The sequence below is a fragment of the Labilibaculum sp. genome, from assembly GCF_963664555.1.
Lineage (GTDB): Bacteria > Bacteroidota > Bacteroidia > Bacteroidales > Marinifilaceae > Labilibaculum.
In genome coordinates, this window is record NZ_OY761461.1 from 317,146 (window position 1) to 336,047 (window position 18,902).

15 protein-coding genes and 1 riboswitch are annotated in these 18,902 nt (G+C 35.4%); of the genes, 13 read left to right on the forward strand and 2 right to left on the reverse strand.

The window, feature by feature from the left end:
• The first annotated feature begins 22 nt into the window (after positions 1-22).
• Together rfaE2 and radA are read left to right on the forward strand one after the other, a co-directional pair.
• Positions 23-526 carry a D-glycero-beta-D-manno-heptose 1-phosphate adenylyltransferase gene (gene rfaE2, locus ACKU4N_RS01405; RefSeq protein WP_321319812.1) on the forward strand — a complete coding sequence of 168 codons (504 nt, stop codon included), beginning with the start codon at positions 23-25 and terminating at the stop codon, positions 524-526.
• Positions 527-538: 12 nt separating this feature from the next.
• Positions 539-1,915, forward strand: coding sequence for a DNA repair protein RadA (gene radA, locus ACKU4N_RS01410; protein WP_321319813.1), 1,377 nt, complete (start codon positions 539-541; stop codon positions 1,913-1,915).
• 137 nt (positions 1,916-2,052) lie between these two features.
• Positions 2,053-2,248, reverse strand: a riboswitch (cobalamin riboswitch).
• A 33-nt stretch (positions 2,249-2,281) separates the two neighbouring features.
• Here the strand turns inward: radA and ACKU4N_RS01415 are convergent.
• The gene (locus ACKU4N_RS01415) at positions 2,282-4,663 is read right to left on the reverse strand and encodes a penicillin-binding protein 1A (protein WP_321319814.1); all 2,382 of its coding nucleotides are present in this window, start codon (positions 4,661-4,663) and stop codon (positions 2,282-2,284) included.
• A 209-nt stretch (positions 4,664-4,872) separates the two neighbouring features.
• Between ACKU4N_RS01415 and topA the strand changes: the two genes are divergently transcribed.
• The 6 genes from topA (at position 4,873) to gldN (ending at position 13,474) form a co-directional block, all read left to right on the forward strand.
• Positions 4,873-7,263: a type I DNA topoisomerase gene (topA, locus tag ACKU4N_RS01420; RefSeq protein WP_321319815.1), complete on the forward strand. Its 2,391-nt coding sequence runs from the start codon at positions 4,873-4,875 to the stop codon at positions 7,261-7,263.
• Positions 7,264-7,641: 378 nt separating this feature from the next.
• Positions 7,642-8,574 (forward strand): PorP/SprF family type IX secretion system membrane protein, encoded by a 933-nt coding sequence (locus ACKU4N_RS01425; RefSeq protein WP_321319816.1) that lies wholly within the window; start codon positions 7,642-7,644, stop codon positions 8,572-8,574.
• Positions 8,575-8,620: 46 nt separating this feature from the next.
• Positions 8,621-9,955: a T9SS ring complex lipoprotein PorK/GldK gene (locus ACKU4N_RS01430; RefSeq protein WP_321319817.1), complete on the forward strand. Its 1,335-nt coding sequence runs from the start codon at positions 8,621-8,623 to the stop codon at positions 9,953-9,955.
• Positions 9,956-10,004: 49 nt separating this feature from the next.
• On the forward strand, positions 10,005-11,042 hold the full coding sequence (gene gldL / locus ACKU4N_RS01435) for a type IX secretion system motor protein PorL/GldL (RefSeq protein WP_321319818.1): 1,038 nt from the start codon (positions 10,005-10,007) through the stop codon (positions 11,040-11,042).
• A gap of 23 nt (positions 11,043-11,065) precedes the next feature.
• Complete coding sequence (gene gldM / locus ACKU4N_RS01440) at positions 11,066-12,613, forward strand: type IX secretion system motor protein PorM/GldM (protein ID WP_321319819.1); 1,548 nt, start codon at positions 11,066-11,068, stop codon at positions 12,611-12,613.
• A gap of 12 nt (positions 12,614-12,625) precedes the next feature.
• A complete protein-coding gene (gene gldN / locus ACKU4N_RS01445; RefSeq protein WP_321319820.1) occupies positions 12,626-13,474 on the forward strand; it encodes a type IX secretion system ring subunit PorN/GldN in 849 nt (282 codons plus the stop codon).
• A 44-nt stretch (positions 13,475-13,518) separates the two neighbouring features.
• Here the strand turns inward: gldN and ACKU4N_RS01450 are convergent, their stop codons facing one another.
• The gene (locus ACKU4N_RS01450) at positions 13,519-14,607 is read right to left on the reverse strand and encodes a mannose-1-phosphate guanylyltransferase (RefSeq protein WP_321319821.1); all 1,089 of its coding nucleotides are present in this window, start codon (positions 14,605-14,607) and stop codon (positions 13,519-13,521) included.
• A gap of 179 nt (positions 14,608-14,786) precedes the next feature.
• Here ACKU4N_RS01450 and ACKU4N_RS01455 point away from each other — a divergent pair, with 179 nt between their 5' ends.
• The 5 genes from ACKU4N_RS01455 (at position 14,787) to ACKU4N_RS01475 (ending at position 18,839) form a co-directional block, all read left to right on the forward strand.
• Positions 14,787-15,527, forward strand: coding sequence for an MlaE family ABC transporter permease (locus ACKU4N_RS01455; RefSeq protein ID WP_321319822.1), 741 nt, complete (start codon positions 14,787-14,789; stop codon positions 15,525-15,527).
• Positions 15,524-16,276, forward strand: a complete 753-nt coding sequence (locus ACKU4N_RS01460) for an ABC transporter ATP-binding protein (protein ID WP_321319823.1) — start codon at positions 15,524-15,526, stop codon at positions 16,274-16,276. Before ACKU4N_RS01455 ends, ACKU4N_RS01460 begins: the two co-directional genes overlap by 4 nt.
• 67 nt (positions 16,277-16,343) lie before the next feature.
• Positions 16,344-17,171 (forward strand): DUF4296 domain-containing protein, encoded by an 828-nt coding sequence (locus ACKU4N_RS01465; protein WP_321319824.1) that lies wholly within the window; start codon positions 16,344-16,346, stop codon positions 17,169-17,171.
• Positions 17,168-17,983 (forward strand): amidohydrolase family protein, encoded by an 816-nt coding sequence (locus ACKU4N_RS01470; RefSeq protein WP_321319825.1) that lies wholly within the window; start codon positions 17,168-17,170, stop codon positions 17,981-17,983. The genes ACKU4N_RS01465 and ACKU4N_RS01470 overlap by 4 nt, the downstream gene beginning before the upstream one ends.
• 76 nt (positions 17,984-18,059) lie before the next feature.
• Positions 18,060-18,839, forward strand: a complete 780-nt coding sequence (locus ACKU4N_RS01475; protein ID WP_321319826.1) for a radical SAM protein — start codon at positions 18,060-18,062, stop codon at positions 18,837-18,839.
• Positions 18,840-18,902: the final 63 nt, after the last annotated feature.

Consider the following 18,902-nt stretch of genomic DNA (forward strand, 5'->3'; position numbering starts at 1 on the left):
CTTCAAAATAAATGTCAGCCCAATGAATAAACTTGATATTGTAAAAAATAAAATTATCTCTGATAAAAAAGATGCCTTTAACCTACTTCAAACCTGGAGATTCAAGGAAAATAAAATTGTTTTCACGAATGGTTGTTTTGATCTGGTTCACCGCGGACATTTAGATTATTTGGCGTCAGCAGCTTCTATGGGCAATAAACTGGTTATTGGTATAAATACGGATGCATCTGTTCAAAAATTAAAAGGTCCTGACCGACCCATTATTGATGAATATTCAAGAGCTTTTTTATTAGCATCATTAGGCTTTGTAGATATGGTAATCTACTTTGAAGAACAAACCCCTTATGAGCTGATTAATTTTGTTCAGCCGGATATTCTGGTTAAGGGAAGCGATTACAATGCTGAAGATATTGTTGGATACGATATTGTGAAAGCCAAAGGAGGAGAAATTAAAACAATTGATTTTATCGAAGGATTCTCTTCAACGGGTATTATTAATAAGATAATTAAAACTACCAATAAATAATTATTCAGATTTATGGCCACCAAAGCAAAAACAAAAAGTGCCTGGTTTTGTCAGAGTTGTGGAGTAGAATCTACAAAATGGGTAGGGAAATGCCCCTCTTGCGGAGAATGGAATTCCTTCGTTGAGGAAGTTGTTGTAAAATCAACGGTATCTGTAATTGCTGGAATAAATGGACAGGGCAAAAAAAACAAGCCACAAAAAATATCTGAAATACCTTCGTCTGAAGAGTCCCGATTCGACACTAAAAACGGTGAATTAAATCGAGTTTTAGGGGGCGGTTTAGTTCCCGGATCGTTAATATTAATTGGTGGTGAACCGGGAATTGGTAAATCAACACTTGCTCTTCAAATTGCCCTGAATTTAAAAAGTTATACTACCTTATATGTGTCGGGGGAGGAGAGTGCCCAACAGATAAAATTGCGTGGGAATCGAATAAATTCGAATAATGAAAACTGTCTGATCGTTAGCGAAACCTCTATGGAGAATATTTTTTCTCATGTGAAAAACACTTCTCCGGATATTATAGTTATTGATTCTATTCAAACTCTTGCGACGGAAACCATTGAGTCAGCACCGGGGAGCATATCACAAATTAGAGAGTGTACATCTCAACTATTAAGATTTGCTAAAGAATCATCTACGCCTGTAATTTTAATTGGGCACATCACCAAAGATGGAAGTTTGGCCGGGCCTAAAATTTTAGAGCATATGGTGGATACTGTTCTTCAGTTTGAAGGAGATCAGAACCACATGTACCGAATATTACGATCTACAAAAAATCGGTTCGGCTCCACTTCCGAAATGGGAATTTATGAAATGCAGCACAATGGACTCCGTGAGGTGTCTAATCCATCAGAGCTTCTTCTGTCGCAGGAAGATGAAAGTCTGAGTGGTGTGACTATTTCTGCATCAATAGAGGGAATGCGTCCTTTCCTAATAGAAATACAAGCTTTGGTTAGTTCAGCAGCTTACGGAACACCTCAACGTTCATCTACAGGTTTTGATCTTCGTCGTTTAAATATGTTATTAGCCGTTTTGGAAAAGCGCGCGGGCTTCAAACTTTCGACCAAGGATGTATTTTTAAATATTGCAGGAGGAATTAAGGTAAATGATCCAGCTATCGATTTGGCAGTAATTCTTGCTGTTTTGTCATCAAGCACAGATATTTCTATTTCTAAGGAAGTCTGTTTTTCCGGGGAAATTGGATTGTCAGGAGAGATTAGACCTGTTAGTAGAATAGATCAACGTATCGGCGAAGCTGAAAAATTAGGATTCAAGCAAATTTTTATTCCAAAGCACAATTCCAAAGGACTTGACACCTCAAAATTTAAAATAAAAATTCATTTGGTCAGCAAGGTTGGAGAAGTATTCCAAACCCTTTTCAGATAAAAAAATAAGGCCGAAACGTTAGTTTCGGCCTTTAACAGTTACTATGAATTTTGTTGATCCGAGTATGGCAGTTCGAATCGAATAGCGTCGGAAATAGAAAGAAATAAACTGAATCTTCCCGCTTTTTCCACCGAAAGCTAAAATCCATGATCTCAGGTAGGTCTTCTGGCTTATTCCAATCTTAAGTGCCTTCCCATTCTTCAGAACAGTGGTTTAATTACTTAAAATATTGATCCGTAAACCGAACCGGAATCTACAGCTGCGGGGACAGCTCCTGCTTTAAACAGGATTCCCTATTATTCCCTTTCGGGAACCTGAATCTCTCTACAATTTTAAAAAAAATATATTGATCCTCCAATTAAAACATTAAAAGAAATTTTCTTCATCAGATTCAATTAAATCGTTGTTATTTGATTCATTAGAAACTTCGTCACAGTCTAAATTGACATTTACTCCACGAGGTTTTTCAAAATCACCCTGAGTAATTCCCAAACTCTTGTCGGCATAAACTTTCTGCATATAAAGAGCCCAAATTGGTAAGGCCATATTTGCTCCTTGTCCCAGCGAAATTCCTTCAAAATGAACAGATCGATCTTCAGCGCCAACCCATACGCCGGAAACTAATTCGGGTGTAATTCCCATGAACCAACCATCTGAATGATTCTGAGTTGTTCCGGTTTTGCCTCCGATAGGATTGATCAAACCATATTTAGATCTCAATCTTACTCCTGTACCTCTTCTAACAACACCTTGCAGTAGATTTGTCATTAAATAAGCTGTTCGTTCATCCATCACCTCGCGTTTTCTGGAAACTGACTGAGCGAGTATATTTCCTTTGTGATCTTCTATTTTTGTTATGAAACTAGGTTTAATGTAAACGCCTTTATTTACAAAAGTCGAGTACGCGCCAACCATTTCATAAACAGACACTTCTGAGGTTCCTAAGTATATTGACGGAACCGGATCAATTTTACTGATAACACCCATTTTATAAGCCATGTCGGCAACAGATTCAGGAGTGGTTTGTTTCAATACCCATCCGGATATATTATTCACCGAATTAGCCAATCCCCATTTTAAAGTCACCATTTCACCATCCCTGGCATTAGTTGAATTTCTTGATGTCCATGGAGATCCATCAGGCAAAATGAAAGTCTGGGGGATATTGGGAACCTTATCGCAAGGACTTAAGCCCTCCTGCATTGCGAGTGTGTATAAAAATGGTTTGATGGTTGACCCCACCTGGCGCTTCCCAATAGTAACCATGTCGTACATGAAATGTTCGTAATTTGGCCCTCCGACATAAGCACGTACTTCACCAGTCTGAGGTTCCATCGACATAAATCCCGCACGCAAAAATCCCTTCATATAAAGCATGGAATCATTTGGACTTAAGATGGTATCCCTTTCTCCCTTCCAGGTAAAAATTTTCATTTTCGTTGGATTTTTGAATACCAATCGAATGGAATCCATACTCATGCCATTTTTCTTTAAAACACGATATCTTTCACTTCTTCTCATGGAAGTTTCGATATTTTGATCTACATCCTCCTTAGATAAATCATCAGAAAAAGGCGGGTATTTGTGATTTTCTTTCTCCCGGTTAAATGCCTTCTGTAAATCGAAACCAAGATGCTCAACAACAGCTTCTTCGGCATACCGCTGCATTCTGGAATCAAGGGTTGTATATATTTTTAGTCCGTCCTTATATATATTGTATGGAGTTCCATCTGCTTTCGCATTTTTATTGCACCATCCATAAAAAGGATTGGTTTCCCACTCTATCGAATCTTTTATAAATTGTTGATCAGCATAAGATGGATACCTGTCTCTTGATGGCTCGTTTGCAGTTAAAGATGTACGCAAATACTCTCTAAAATAGGGAGCCATTCCTCTTTTGTGATCCACCTTCTGAAAATCGATTCCTAAAGGAAGGTTTTTCAATGAATCAAATTCCATTTTCGATAAGTAATCATATCTTACCATTTGGGATAAAACAACATTGCGTCGGTTCAATGTCAATTCAGGTCGCCGCAACGGGTTAAAATATGATGGGTTTTTTGCCATACCTACAAGCATAGCAGCTTGCTCAATCTTAAGAGAATCCGGTGTTGTATTAAAATATACGTTTGCAGCCGACTTAATTCCAACTGCCAGATTCAAGAAATCAAATTTATTAAAATACATGGTCATAATTTCCTCTTTGGTATAGCTTCGTTCCAGCTTTACCGCAATCACCCATTCACGAAATTTCCTGAAAACAATTTCTATTTTCTTCTCGAAACTTTCACGGGGGAATAACATTTTTGCCAATTGTTGAGAAATTGTACTTCCTCCTCCAGCACTTTTATCACCAGTAACCAATCCTTTAGCTACCCGACCCAAACCACGAACATCAATTCCCGAATGATCTTTATATCTCACATCTTCAGTAGCAATTAATGCATCTACCAAAAATGGAGACAATTCATGATATTCAACAAATGATCTATTTTCAAAATAGAATTTACCAATCAAATTTCCATCTACAGTATACACTTCTGTAGCCAAACTGTTTTTAGGATTTTCCAATTCTTCGAACGAAGGCATAAAGCCAAATGTTCCATTTGAAATACCGGCAAAAAAAAGTACTACAATTAATATACCCATCGAAAAAACGAACCAGAAAATAATTAGTGGTTTTTTAAACATTTGCAGTTTCGAAATTGGTTCGGTATCCGAGTTAAACTCAGTGTTTCTTTTTAACATTTTAAATCAATTAATTTAATTTGTGCTGTAAAAATAGCAAATATTATTCGAACAATTAATTGAGGTGCATCATCTAATGATTTAGAATTATTTTAGATATAAGAAAAAGGTAATTTCAAAATAATCACCATTAAATTTTGAAGTTAGCATCCTTATTGTTTTACTTTGCAAAAATTTTAACCTAAACTTTCCAAAGTAAAGACACAAGTATGGTAGAGAATTTAGTTATAGTCGAGTCCCCTGCAAAAGCAAAAACCATCGAAAAGTTTTTAGGCAAAAACTTTGTTGTTAAGTCTAGCTTTGGGCACATTAGAGACTTAGAGAAGAAAGATTTTGGAATTGACATTAAGAATAATTTCACCCCCAATTATATTGTTTCTACAGATAAAAAAAAGGTAGTTGCTGAATTAAAGAAATTAGCGAAAGAAGCTACTACGGTTTGGATCGCATCTGATGAGGATCGAGAGGGAGAAGCAATTGCATGGCACCTATATGAAGTATTAAAGCTTAAAAAAGAAAATACAAAACGTATCGTTTTTCATGAGATTACAAAAGAGGCAATTTTAAATGCTATTGAAAATCCACGTGATATTGATGTAAATTTGGTAAATGCGCAGCAGGCCAGAAGAATTTTAGACAGATTGGTTGGTTTTGAAGTTTCTCCTGTTTTATGGAAAAAAGTTAAACCACAATTATCTGCCGGACGTGTACAATCGGTTGCTGTACGATTAATTGTTGAAAGAGAACGGGAAATTATTGACTTTACCTCTGAATCTTATTTTAAAGTTATAGCTCTTCTTACCGTAACAGATGGTAATGGTGATGAAAAAAAGCTTAAAGCAGAACTTCCCAAACGATTTTCAACAAAAGAGGAAACGCTTAAATTTTTAAATAGCTGTAAAAATGCTGAGTACCGGGTTAATGATATCGAGAAAAAACCATCAATTCGTAAACCGGCAGCACCATTTACCACATCGACTTTGCAACAAGAGGCAAGTAGAAAACTAGGCTTTTCGGTAGCACAAACAATGACTGTTGCTCAACGCCTTTATGAAGCTGGAAACATTACCTACATGAGAACCGATTCGGTTAATCTTTCGGAAACTGCACTTACAGCAGCTAAAGAAGAAATCACCAGACGTCATGGTTCTGAATATGTCCAAATCAGAAGATATAAAACAAAAAATAAAGGAGCGCAGGAAGCTCACGAAGCAATTCGTCCTACTTATTTAAATAAGGAAGAAATTTCGGGAGAGTCTAATGAAATTCGTTTGTACAATTTAATTTGGAAGCGAACCATTGCATCACAGATGGCTGACGCAAAGCTTGAAAAAACAAATATCAAGATTGGTATCTCAACAAACAAGAAGGAGTTGATAGCATCTGGCGAAATGATTAAATTCGACGGATTTTTTAGAGTGTATATGGAATCTTCAGATGATGAAAATCAGAAAGAAGAAGAAACACTTTTGCCTACAGTTACGGTTGGCGATTTACTCCACGAAGAAATGATGAATGCCACTCAGAATTTCACTTATCGTCCTGCAAGATATACCGAAGCCAGCTTAGTGAAGAAATTAGAAGAACTGGGAATTGGCCGGCCATCCACTTACGCTCCAACAATTACAACTGTTCAAAATCGAGGATATGTTGTAAAAGAATCCCGTGATGGAATAGAAAGAAATTATGAGGTTATAACACTGGTTAATAATAGTATATCGGAAGAAACCAAGACTCAGATAACCGGAGCAGAAAACAAAAAACTTTTTCCTGCGGATATAGGAATGGTAGTTACTGACTTTTTAAATAAGCACTTTACCACAATAATGAATTACAATTTCACTGCTGATGTGGAAAAAGAATTCGATGATATCGCTGTAGGGAAGTTAGTGTGGTACGAAATGATTGGAAAATTCTATAATCCATTTCATGCTAACGTCGAAAAAACTCTTGAAGAATCGGAAAGAGAAACTGGAGAAAGAATTCTTGGCAAAGATCCGGTGACAGGAAAAGTGATACTTGTGCGTATTGGAAGATATGGTCCAATGGCACAACTAGGAGAAAGTTCTGATGATGAAGAGGCTGAAGCACCAAAATTTGCAAGCCTTCGTACTGGCCAGCACTTGGAAACAATCACACTTGAGGAAGCCATCGACTTATTTAAGCTTCCCAGAGATCTTGGCCTATACGAAGACAAGAAAGTAGTTGTAGCAATTGGTCGATTTGGCCCATACGTTCGTCACGATGGAAAATTTGCTTCTTTAAAGAAAGATGTAGATGATCCTATGGAAATTGATTTGGAAAGAGCAATTGTTCTTATAGAGGAAAAAAAGGAGAAAGACAGATTGAAGCATATTAAGTCTTTTGATGAAGATGCAGATCTGCAGATCCTTAATGGTCGTTGGGGGCCTTATATTTCTTACCAAAAGGAAAATTACCGTCTGGCTAAAGATTTGGAAGATCCAACAACACTGAGTTATGAGGATTGCTTAAAAATTATTAAAGCGGCACCTAAGAAGAAAACAGCTAAAAAAGCACCAGTCAAAAAGAAAACTGCCGCAATAAAGAAGACTGCAGTAACAAAGAAGGCAAAAAAATAAAAAAAAAATAATAAAAAAGTTAAGGGGTGTCTTTTTATACAGACAGCCCTTTTTTATTGCCTTACAATTAAATTCAAATAATCTATAATGTTATATTATTGTTAATTTCAAATTAAAATTTATAAAAACTCTTAACAAAACAATAAAACCCACGTAAATAAGACTTACAATAAAATGAAGGAATCTCTAATCTGCGGAAGTAGATAGTGCTCTCAATGTTTAATATAATGTTACAATCAAAAAAAATAAATTTTAAATAGAAACATAAAAAATATTGATTAATGCACCTGAACCTCTGATAAAACTTGTAAGGCACATTTATTTTTATTTACTTTACTCCTCACAGTTTTTGACCGTTACTGAACCATAATATTTTGCATGAAAAAATTTATTTTCTTCATATTTTTGTTTTGCTATACCTTATTAATAAAGGCTCAGCAAGATCCGCAGTTCAGTCAAAACATGTTCAATATTCTCTCTGTGAATCCTGCATTTGCCGGGGCAGATAAAGATATTTTTGTATCAGCAATTAATCGTCAACAATGGGTTGGTTTCGAAAATGCCCCTGTTACTACAGTTTTTAATATAAGCTCACCAGTTGCATTTTTAGGCGCAGATCATGGAATTGGATTGACCATACTAAGTGATAAATTAGGTTTTGAAAAGAATACCGGCATGCGTTTTAGCTATGCATATCAAAAAAAAACAGGTGAAAGTTCTTTAAATATTGGGTTTAGTTTCGGTTTTCAAAACAATTCCCTTAAAGGGGAATGGTTTGTTCCCGAAGGAGATGGTTTTTCAACACCTGAAGAAGATTTTGGTTCTTTAGCTGTTGATGACAGTAAAATGTTTTTTGATTTAGGGCTGGGAATTTATTATAAAACTGACAACTTTTATGTAGGAACTTCCGTAAGCCATCTGAACAAACCAAATATTGGATATAATGAGAATATTGAAACCTATCTTGCCCGCCATTATTATGTAATGGCAGGATATCGATACGAATTAAATGAATCGTGGGAAGTTTTACCTTCGGTTTTTTATAAAACTGATGCCGTAGTATCTCAATTTGATTTAAATACGAACATTAGATACAATAAAAAGATTTGGGGAGGCGTTTCATATAGGGTTGATGACGCTATTGTTGGAATGTTAGGAGTTTTGTTTAATAATGGTATTCAAATAGGATATGCTTATGACATTTCAACTTCAAAAATTGCAAGAGGATCACATGAGTTTTTATTGGCTTATCGATTCAGTACTAAATTGGAAAAACAACATCAAAAATATAAGAGCATACGATTTTTATAATATTAATTAGAAAAACTATACAATCAGTATAATTTATAAAACCACTATGAATAAACTACTTACAACACTTTGTGTAATTGTTTTATTGTTCTTAACCAGCTGTGGTAAAAACACTGGGAACGGAGAACTTACCGGTGCGGGTCAGAGAGGTAAATGGTTTGAACCTAAACCATATGGTATGGTATTGATTCCACGTGGAAGCTTTACTGTAGGTCCAAATGATCAGGATGTTGCTTGGGCACTTAATGCAACGGCAAAAACCGTATCCGTTGAATCTTATTGGATGGATGAAACCGAAATTACAAACAATGAGTATCGTCAGTTTGTATATTGGGTTAGAGATTCTATGGCACGAGAACTATTAGGACAACAATTTGAAGAGTTCTTAATTGCTGAAGATGACAATGGCAATCCAATAGATCCTCCTTTTATTAATTGGAACGAAAGATTGGAATGGGACAATGAAGAATATGCTGAAATTCTGGAAGACATGTATTTGCCTGTTAATGAAAGATTTTTCAGAAATAAAGAAATTGATTCCCGTAAACTAAAGTATCAGTACGAGTGGGTTGATCTTCAGCAGGCTGCAAAAAAATCAAACCGGTACAATTATGAAACGGGAGAATACGAAGGTATGGTTGATGATTACAAAGGTGGCCGCAAACAAATTGAAGACCGGTCTTCTTTTATCATGAAAGAAGCCCTTAATATTTATCCGGATACCTTATGCTGGATTCAGGATTTTACCTACTCATATAACGAACCTTGGACAAAACAATATTTTTGGCACCCTGGTTATGATGATTATCCTGTAGTTGGTGTTTCCTGGAAGCAAGCGTCTGCATTTTCTATTTGGAGAACCCGTTTTCACAATTCTGCATTAAAAGCAGAAGGTGATTATCCCGTTCAGGATTATCGTTTGCCTACTGAATCAGAATGGGAATATGCAGCCAGAGGAGGCATTGCTTTAAATATGTACCCTTGGGGTGGACCCTATACAAGAAACGACCAAGGATGTTTTCTTGCTAATTTTAAACCTCTTCGGGGAAATTACGTAGATGATGGTGGTCTTGTAACCCTGCCTGTTGGCAGCTATGAGCCAAATGAGTTTGGATTGTACGATATGGCCGGGAATGTTGCAGAATGGACTTCAGGAGCTTACGATGAGTCGGCTTATTCGTTTACTCACGATATGAATCCTAATTATGAATACAATGCATTACCAGATGATCCGCCAGCTTTAAAAAGAAAAGTAACCAGAGGAGGATCATGGAAAGATATAGGATACTATTTGCAGTGTGCAACCAGAACTTACGAGTATCAGGATACTGCAAAATCTTATATTGGATTCCGTTGTGTTAGAACTCATTTAGGTAATTAATATTTACCCGTAAATTATTTATTTTAGACCTTTTCAAACTTAACTGATCATGAATATTACCGAACTTGTTCAATCTCCTAGATGGAAGAAATTTATGGGCTATGTATATGGCTGGGGTGCTTCCGTAGTTTTGATTGGTGCATTATTTAAAATACAGCATTACCCATATGCCGGAGAACTTCTTACTGTTGGTATGACTGTGGAGGCTATTATCTTTTTCTTCTCGGCTTTTGAACCGCCACACGAGCAACCAGACTGGAGTTTAGTATATCCAGAATTAATTGGATTGGAACCAAGAGAAGGTGGTACCGGAGCTGGTGTCCAGGTTGAAGGGCTGGAACAATTACAATCATTTCTGGAGAAAATAAGTGTTCATCCGGATAAAATATCGAATTTAAGTCAAGGACTTGCAAAATTAACCAATGCTGCAGAAAACCTTTCAAACCTGTCAGAAGCAGCTGTTGCAACCAATGGTTATATTGAAAGTATACAGAAAGCAGCAAGCTCTGTTGGTGAATTTTCTAACCAATACGCTGAATCAACCGAAGAATTATCCAATTCAGCTCAAAAACTAAGTAATTCATACCAGGAAACTGCTAATACAATTAGTAGTTCAGGTGAAGGTTTTGCTAAAAATGTTAATGAGTCAGGAAATAAATTAGTAGAGTCTTATCAAGAAACTGCAAATACAATCTCTTTATCAGGTGAAAATTTTGCTAAAAATATAAACGAGTCAGGAAATCAGTTGTTAGAGTCCTATCAAAATTTGGACAAATCTTTACAAACCGGATTTGATAAAATTTCTGAAAACAGCAATACGTTTAATGGTTCCATGTCAACCTTGAATAACAACCTGTCATCACTAAACGCAATTTATGAGTTGCAATTGAAACAAGGTAACGAACAAATGACAAACTCAAAAACTGTACATCAGGATTTGGGTAAAGTTCTTGAAACTCTTACTGTAACTCTACAAAATGCACAAGCTTACAAAAAAGAAACCGAACAGTTAAACGAAAACCTTGCCGCACTTAATACCATTTATGGTAATATGCTGAGCGCCATGGATGTAAGAAAGAAAAATTAATTTAACTGTCAAGCTGAGCTGAAATGGGAGCAACGAATTGTAAAGAAACACCACGGCAAAAAATGATTGGGATGATGTATTTATTCCTAACAGCGATGTTAGCGATAAATGTATCAAACGAAGTCCTTAATGCTTTCACGATTATAGATAATGGTTTGTCGAAAACCATTCAGACATTCGAAGAAAAAAATGAAAATAAATACAAGGATTTCCAAATTGCCCTGGAAGCAAACCCGGCTAAAGTTCAGGATGCCTGGGATAATGCAAACAACATAAAATTCGAATCAAATAAATTGTACAATTTAATCGATTCTCTGAAACATAGAATCGTTAAAACTGCAGATGGTCCTGAATACGATATGAATAACATCGAGAGTAGAGACAACTTGGATGTGCCTCCTGAAATTATGATTATTGGAGGAAAGGGTAAAATTTTAAGAGAAGCCATTGATTCCTATCGTAATTTGGTATTAAGTCACGTTGCAGGAAAAGATTCTACTCTGCGTAAAGCAATTATGAAAACTCTGAATACAGAAAAACCAAAAAAGATGACAAAAGGTGATCCTAATTATTCTTGGGAATCTCTACAATTTTCACATACGCCATTAATTGGAGCAGTCACACTTCTTTCTAAAATTCAGACAGATATCCGCAGTACTGAATCGGATATCGTGAGTTATTTATTCAATCAAATTGAAGCAGAATCCTTTAAATTCAATAAATTAAGAGCAGAAGTATTTTCACCTTCGAATTATATTTTAAAAGGTGACACCTACGAAGCTCAGGTTTTTCTTGCTGCTATTGATACGACACAAAACCCTAAAATAGTAGTAGATAGAACAGGTCCAATTAGAATATTCAAAGAGGGCCGGGGTATTTATACTGCAAAAGCAGATAAGGTTGGTGAAGTGAAATGGGGTGGTGTGATCACTTATACAAGTCCATCAGGAATTGACAAAAAATATGACTTTGAATCAAGTTATATTGTAGCAGAGCCTAATGTTGTTGTATCTGCTACCAAAATGAATGTATTCTATGTAGGTGTTGACAATCCGGTAAGTGTTTCTGCTCCGGGATTTTCATCGGACAGAGTACGTGCCAGCATGGACAATGGTAGTTTGGTTAAAAAAGGAGATGCTTATATTGCAAGACCAAAAGTTGCATTTAAGAATGCAAAGGTACTGGTTGAAGCACAATTTGAGGATGGTTGGAGACCATTGCGAACTGTTGATTTTAGAGTAAAACCAATTCCAGATCCTGTTGCTAAAGTGGCAGGTTTAAGTGGAGGTAAAATTAAAAAGAATCTGCTCTTGGCGCAAACAGGTGTTGATGCAGTCATGGATAATTTTGATTTCGACTTGAAGTTTAAGATTACCGGTTTTACCGTTTCTACAATTGTAAAAAACTTTACTGTTGATCAGGAATCCAGATCGGATGTATTTACCAAGGAACAAATTGAGATGTTTCGAAATCTAAAAAGAAGTCAGAAACTATATATTGAAGATATTAGGGCAGTTGGTCCGGATGGTGTGACCAGAAACTTACCGACAATTTCATTTAGAATTGAGTAATAAAATTTATATATGATGAAGAAAAGCTTATTACTAATAATTGGTCTTGTATTGATTTGTGCTTCCTATTCCAGTGCACAGACAAATGCAACAAGTGTATACTCAAAAGATCATATTAAAAACAGAAAACCTATTCCTTACTCAAATATACGTGAGTCGGATGTGATGTGGTCGAAGTTAGTTTGGAGATTCGTGGATTTACGGGAAAAAATGAACCTTCCTATGTATTATCCCACAACACCAGAAGATGACCGCTACAGTTTAATCGATCTATTGATGTATGGGATTGAAAATGAAGGCTTAACTGCTTACGAGACAAACGATGATGAATTTAAGGTTCCTATGACGATTGATCAGATTCGTTCGAAGTTTGATGCCCAAAATGATACGATCATGCAACGCAATAGATTGACAGGAGAACTTGAACAAAAAATTCTTCCCGGTGAAATGCATACAGATGATGTAAAAAGATATATGGTGAAAGAACAGTGGTTCTTCGACAAACAAACATCGACTCTACAGGTTCGGATCATTGGAATTTGTCCAATTCGAGAATACATAAAAGATGGCGATTCAGAGTTAGATGGTATTCAACAGAAAAAACTGTTTTGGATCTATTTTCCTGAAGCCCGGCCTTTGCTTGCTTCTCACGAAGTATTTAATCCAAATAACGATGCAGCTCGTTATTCATTCGATGATTTGTTCTTAAAAAGACATTTTTCGAGTTTTATTTCACAAATCTCCAATGTTCACAACAATCGTCAGATTAGTGAATACACTGTGGGATTAAACTCAATGCTTGAAGCAGAACGAATTAAGAATGAGATTTTCACATTTGAACATGATCTTTGGGAATTTTAAAAAATATACTGATATAAAAAAAGGACCTTACAGGTCCTTTTTTATTATACAAATTTTTTCCCTTTTGTTATTTTCACATCAGTAACAATTTTCCTTATCTCCTGCTCATCCCTTCTACGACATATGAGCAGAGAATTATCAGTCTCAACAACAATGTAATCCTTTAAGCCCTGCACAACAACCAATTTGTTATTTGGTACATTTACCAGACAATTTTTTGATTCGTAAAGCATCACATTTTCGCCCTGAATTGCATTCTGATTATTATCCTTAGCAGTATGCTCGTAAAGTGAGCCCCAAGTTCCTAGGTCGGACCAACCAAATTCAGAACAATACACAAATACACTTTCAGACTTTTCAAGAATTCCGTAATCAATAGAAATATTCTCGCATTTTGGATAAATCTGATCAATAAAACTTTGTTCTTCCCCAGTGTCAAGTTTATCTAATATGGCCTCAAACAGATTTTTTATATCCGGTAAAAACTTATCGAATGCATCCTGTATTGTTGAAAGTTTCCAAACAAATATCCCTGAATTCCAAAAGAATTCGCCCGATTCCTGAAATATTTTTGCCAATTCAAGGTGTGGTTTTTCTGTAAATGTTTTTACAGGATACACATCAGAATAATTCTCAACTGCTTTATTTGAAACCTGAATATAACCATAACCGGTTTCCGGTCTTGAGGGAGTAATACCCAATGTCAATAATTTATTTCCATCTTGTACGAATTGAATTCCTTCCGACAAAACTCCTAAAAACTTAGTCTCATTTAATATTAAATGATCTGCAGGCGTTACAATAATTGATGCATTCGGATTTCGCTTTTGTATTTTATGATTGGCATAAGCAATACAAGGTGCTGTATTTCTTCTGATCGGCTCCAACAAAACCTGATCTTCATTTATATTTGGGAGCTGCTGAAGAACAAGATTCTTGTAATTAGCATTGGTTACAACGAAAAAATTCTCTGCCGGGCATATAGACGCAAAACGTTCATAAGTCAACTGAATTAGAGTCTTACCTGTACCAAGAATATCAAGAAATTGTTTGGGTTTATTATTTTTACTTAAAGGCCAAAAACGTGAGCCTACGCCCCCAGCCATAATTACGCAATAATTATTTTTATCCATTGGAAAATATTTATCTGAATCTATGCCTATTTAAGTATGAATTCAAGAGAAGTAAAATTACACCCTAAAATACTGAAAAGCCTTATTAAATCAAAAAAGAATAGAAATTTCAATAGATACACTTATCCTGGAAGATGGTAAACAAATAATTTGTAATTTTATCGTAAAGCAAAATAACTATGAACTTGTTTGAAAACGTAGGAAAATTCTCAAGATTTCTTGTATTGGTATTTTCAAAACCAGAAAAAGGCAAGACTTTATTTTCACAAATAATCCGTGAGATTGATAAACTCGGAATCAATTCCATTGGGATTGTTGTTATTATATCATTATTTATGGGGGCCGTTATCACCTTGCAAACGGCATACAATATGCTTAATCCTTTACTTCCGGATTATTTGGTTGGCTATACAACAAGAGAATCAATGATTCTTGAATTCTCATCGACGATAGTTGGTTTGATATTAGCTGGAAAAGTTGGTTCAAACATAGCTTCTGAAATTGGCTCGATGCGGGTAACTGAACAAATTGATGCTTTGGAAATCATGGGAATCAATTCTGCCAATCATTTGGTTTTACCCAAAATTATAGCGGCAATTTTTATTAATCCATTTCTATACGTACTAAGTGTGTTTGTAGGAATAACTGGTGGGTTACTTGCCGGTTATCTGACAAATACAGTTAATTTAGCCGACTATATTGATGGCGTGCAATATGCTTTTATTCCTTATTACATTACCTATTCCCTAATAAAAACAGCTGTTTTTGCCTTTATAATAACAGCAATACCATCCTTCTACGGATATTACGTAAAAGGAGGTGCACTGGAAGTAGGTAGAGCAAGCACAAAAGCTGTTGTAAACAGCAGTATTCTAATTCTTCTTGCTAATGTGATTCTCACACAAATCCTTTTAAAATGATCACTGTAAGTAATGTAAATAAATCCTTTGCCGACTTAAAAGTGTTGAATGATATCTCAATCAATTTTGAGGCTGGTAAAACCAATCTTATTATAGGACAAAGCGGATCCGGTAAAACAGTTTTACTTAAATCCATCATCGGTCTTCATGAGGTTGATTCCGGTAGTATTTTCTATAACGACAGAGATTTTACTTCCTTGAATTTGAAAGGAAGAAAAGAGATTCGAAAGGAAATGGGCATGGTATTTCAAGGCGGTGCTTTATTCGATTCTATGAGTGTTGAAGAAAATGTACTCTTTCCTTTGGATATGTTTTCGGATATGAGTGAAAAAGAAAAAAAAGATCGTGCAAACTTCTGCTTAAACCGTGTTAACATACAAAATTCAAATCACCTGTTTCCTGCCGAGATTAGTGGTGGTATGCAGAAACGTGTTGCCATTGCAAGAGCAATTGCTTTGAATCCAAAATATCTTTTTTGCGACGAACCCAATTCCGGTTTAGATCCTGTAACAGCTATTTTGATTGATAATCTTATTCAGGAAATTACAAAAGAGTATAATATGACTACCATTATTAATACTCATGATATGAATTCAGTAATGGAAATTGGAGAGAAAATTGTTTTTATAAGCAAGGGGGACAAAGTATGGGAAGGATCTAAAGATGAAATATTTGATACCGACAATCAGGATTTAAACGATTTTGTTTTTGCTTCGGAATTGTATAAAAAGATTAAAAAAATAAGCTAGTAGAAATCACGCTCGTACATTCTATTCGATTTATTATCTTTGCTTTCAGATCAACAAGAAACAATTCATGAATAAAATACTATTTTTCTTTATTTGTAGCGCATTCATCTTTTTGATATCCTGCAAAGAAAATAACAAATATACTCCTCAGCTAAATGAAGATCAATTTACTAAAATGCTTATTGATATTCACATTATTGATGGAACTTTAGAATCGCAAAATATTTATCGCTCGGGAGATAATTATCGTCCCAGCCACTACTACAATTCTATTTTTCAGAAGTATAATATTACCCGTGAGCAATTTGATTCTTGCGTATCTTTTTATTCTTACGATACAAAAAGATTCACTCAAATTTACGATGTAATTATCGATTCGCTTAACCGACTTGAAACGCAATATCGTATTGAGGTTAAAAATAAAAAACTGGAACAAGACACCGTAAACCTCTGGACAAAAAAGCAGCATTGGAGAATTCCTGAGAAAGATAAAAATCAGGTTGACTTTGCGATTCCAGTTCAAGAAAAAGGTATTTACACCATTAAAGCTTCAATTAAAATATTTAAGGATGATCAAACTGATCAGCCCAAAATAGAGGCTTATTTTTGGAAACAGGATAGTTTAGGCGAAGAGCATAAAGTAAGGTTTATGCCGCAACCAATTACTAAAGAGTTAAAATTCAACACTTATGAATTAAGTTTGTCCTATCCGGATTCGAGTTACACAGAACTCCGTGGGAACTTATTTGTCGGGGAGAATGATCTTGTTGAGTTTACTCAGCATTTCGAAATAAAGGACATCTTGATTTTCAATCCGCAAATTAGACCTGATTCGTTGCAGGTTATTAAGGAATTGGAGCAAGATGAGGAACTAAAACGTAGGAGTCTGCAATGAGAAAAATAGCGGCGAACTACATTTTTCCTGTTATAGCGACTCCTTTAAAAAATGGAATTATTGTACTTGATGAGAATAATTATATTGTCGATATAATTGATACGAAGGGACAGATTAAAGAAATTCAAAACCTGGAATTCTACAGTGGGATAATTGTTCCCGGATTTGTTGATGTATTTACACTCCTCAGTTTTTCATCCTTCTCAGGAAAAGATTTTGAAGATTGTCTGCATGATGACTTTGGTTCAGCACTTAAAAAGAGTTTACTCCAGAAAGATACTACTGCCAATACAATACAAAGAGGAATTAATCAATTAGAAGCTTATGGAACTGTTGCTGCAGCCGATTATTTTATTTTAAATAATCATGCTGATCAAAAGCGAAAATCGAAGTTGTCTTTTTCTGACATGAATGCTGTAGAATCAAACTGTTCCCTGCAACTTCCGATATCAAACAAGCAATTAAATCCAAACCAATCAATTCTGCTAAATCGAATGATCGTAGAAAAATTGAATGGGTTTGCACCGGCTGAAAGTGAAATGAACCGATACTGCATTGGAACAGGATCGCTTGGAATGCATTTGAAACTATCTGTTTTTGAGGAATTAAAAGCTCTGCAAGAAATTCTGCCGGACCTTACTTTTTGGGAATTGATCAAATGGGGAACTATAAACGGAGCAAAACATTTGCAGATCGAAAATAGATTTGGAAGTCTTGAAATTGGCAAAAAACCAGGACTGAACCTACTCACAAATCTTGATTATCCGAATCAGAAATTCAACGCGGCAAGCACAATAAAAATACTTGTTTAATCAAGACTAATTAACTTCTCAATTTGATAGATCAACTCAGGAATTTATCTAAATTTGCGCAATAAAAACTGTGTAAATGGCTACTTTTCTCTTCGATAAAATTATTTTCGGCCCTGTAAAAAGCAGAAGACTTGGTGTTTCGTTAGGTATTAATTTACTGCCTAATGATTGCAAACTCTGCAGTTTTAATTGCATTTATTGTGAATGTGGATGGAATCCGGATCAATATGAACAGAAAATTAATTTTCACCCAAAAAATCAGGTGAAAGAGAGTCTATTCGAGAAATTGACCCAGATGAAAGCCAATAATGAAGATTTGGATGTAATTACCTTTGCAGGAAATGGAGAACCAACGCTTCATCCGGAATTTGGTGAAATAATTAATTACACAATCGAGGTTCGAAATCAAGTATTTCCGCAGGCAAGAATAGCTGTCCTTTCCAATTCATCGATGATTCACAAAAAGTCGGTATTTGATGCTTTAAATAAGGTCGATGATAATATTTTAAAGCTGGATGGCGGAACAGAGGAAACAATTATCAATTTAGATCAGCCCGTTGGAAAGTTCAATCTAAATAATTTGGTTGAACTTCTTTCTAAGTTTGATGGCAATTTAATCATTCAAACCCTTTTTATTCGAGGAGAATACGGGGGTAAAGTTATTGACAACACTACTAGGGAAGAAATAGATGCATGGCTTACACACCTGCAAAAAATACAACCGAAAGAAGTGATGATTTATACTATTTCGAGGGATACTCCAAGTGATAATCTGGAGAAAATATCAATGAAAGAATTGAAGCAAATTGCGCAAAAAGTAGAAGAGGCCGGATTTAAAACACAAATCAGCGGTTAATACATTAATTTTGTAAAATTGTCCTGAAATATCGATTCCCGAAATTTATTTCTAATGCTTAAG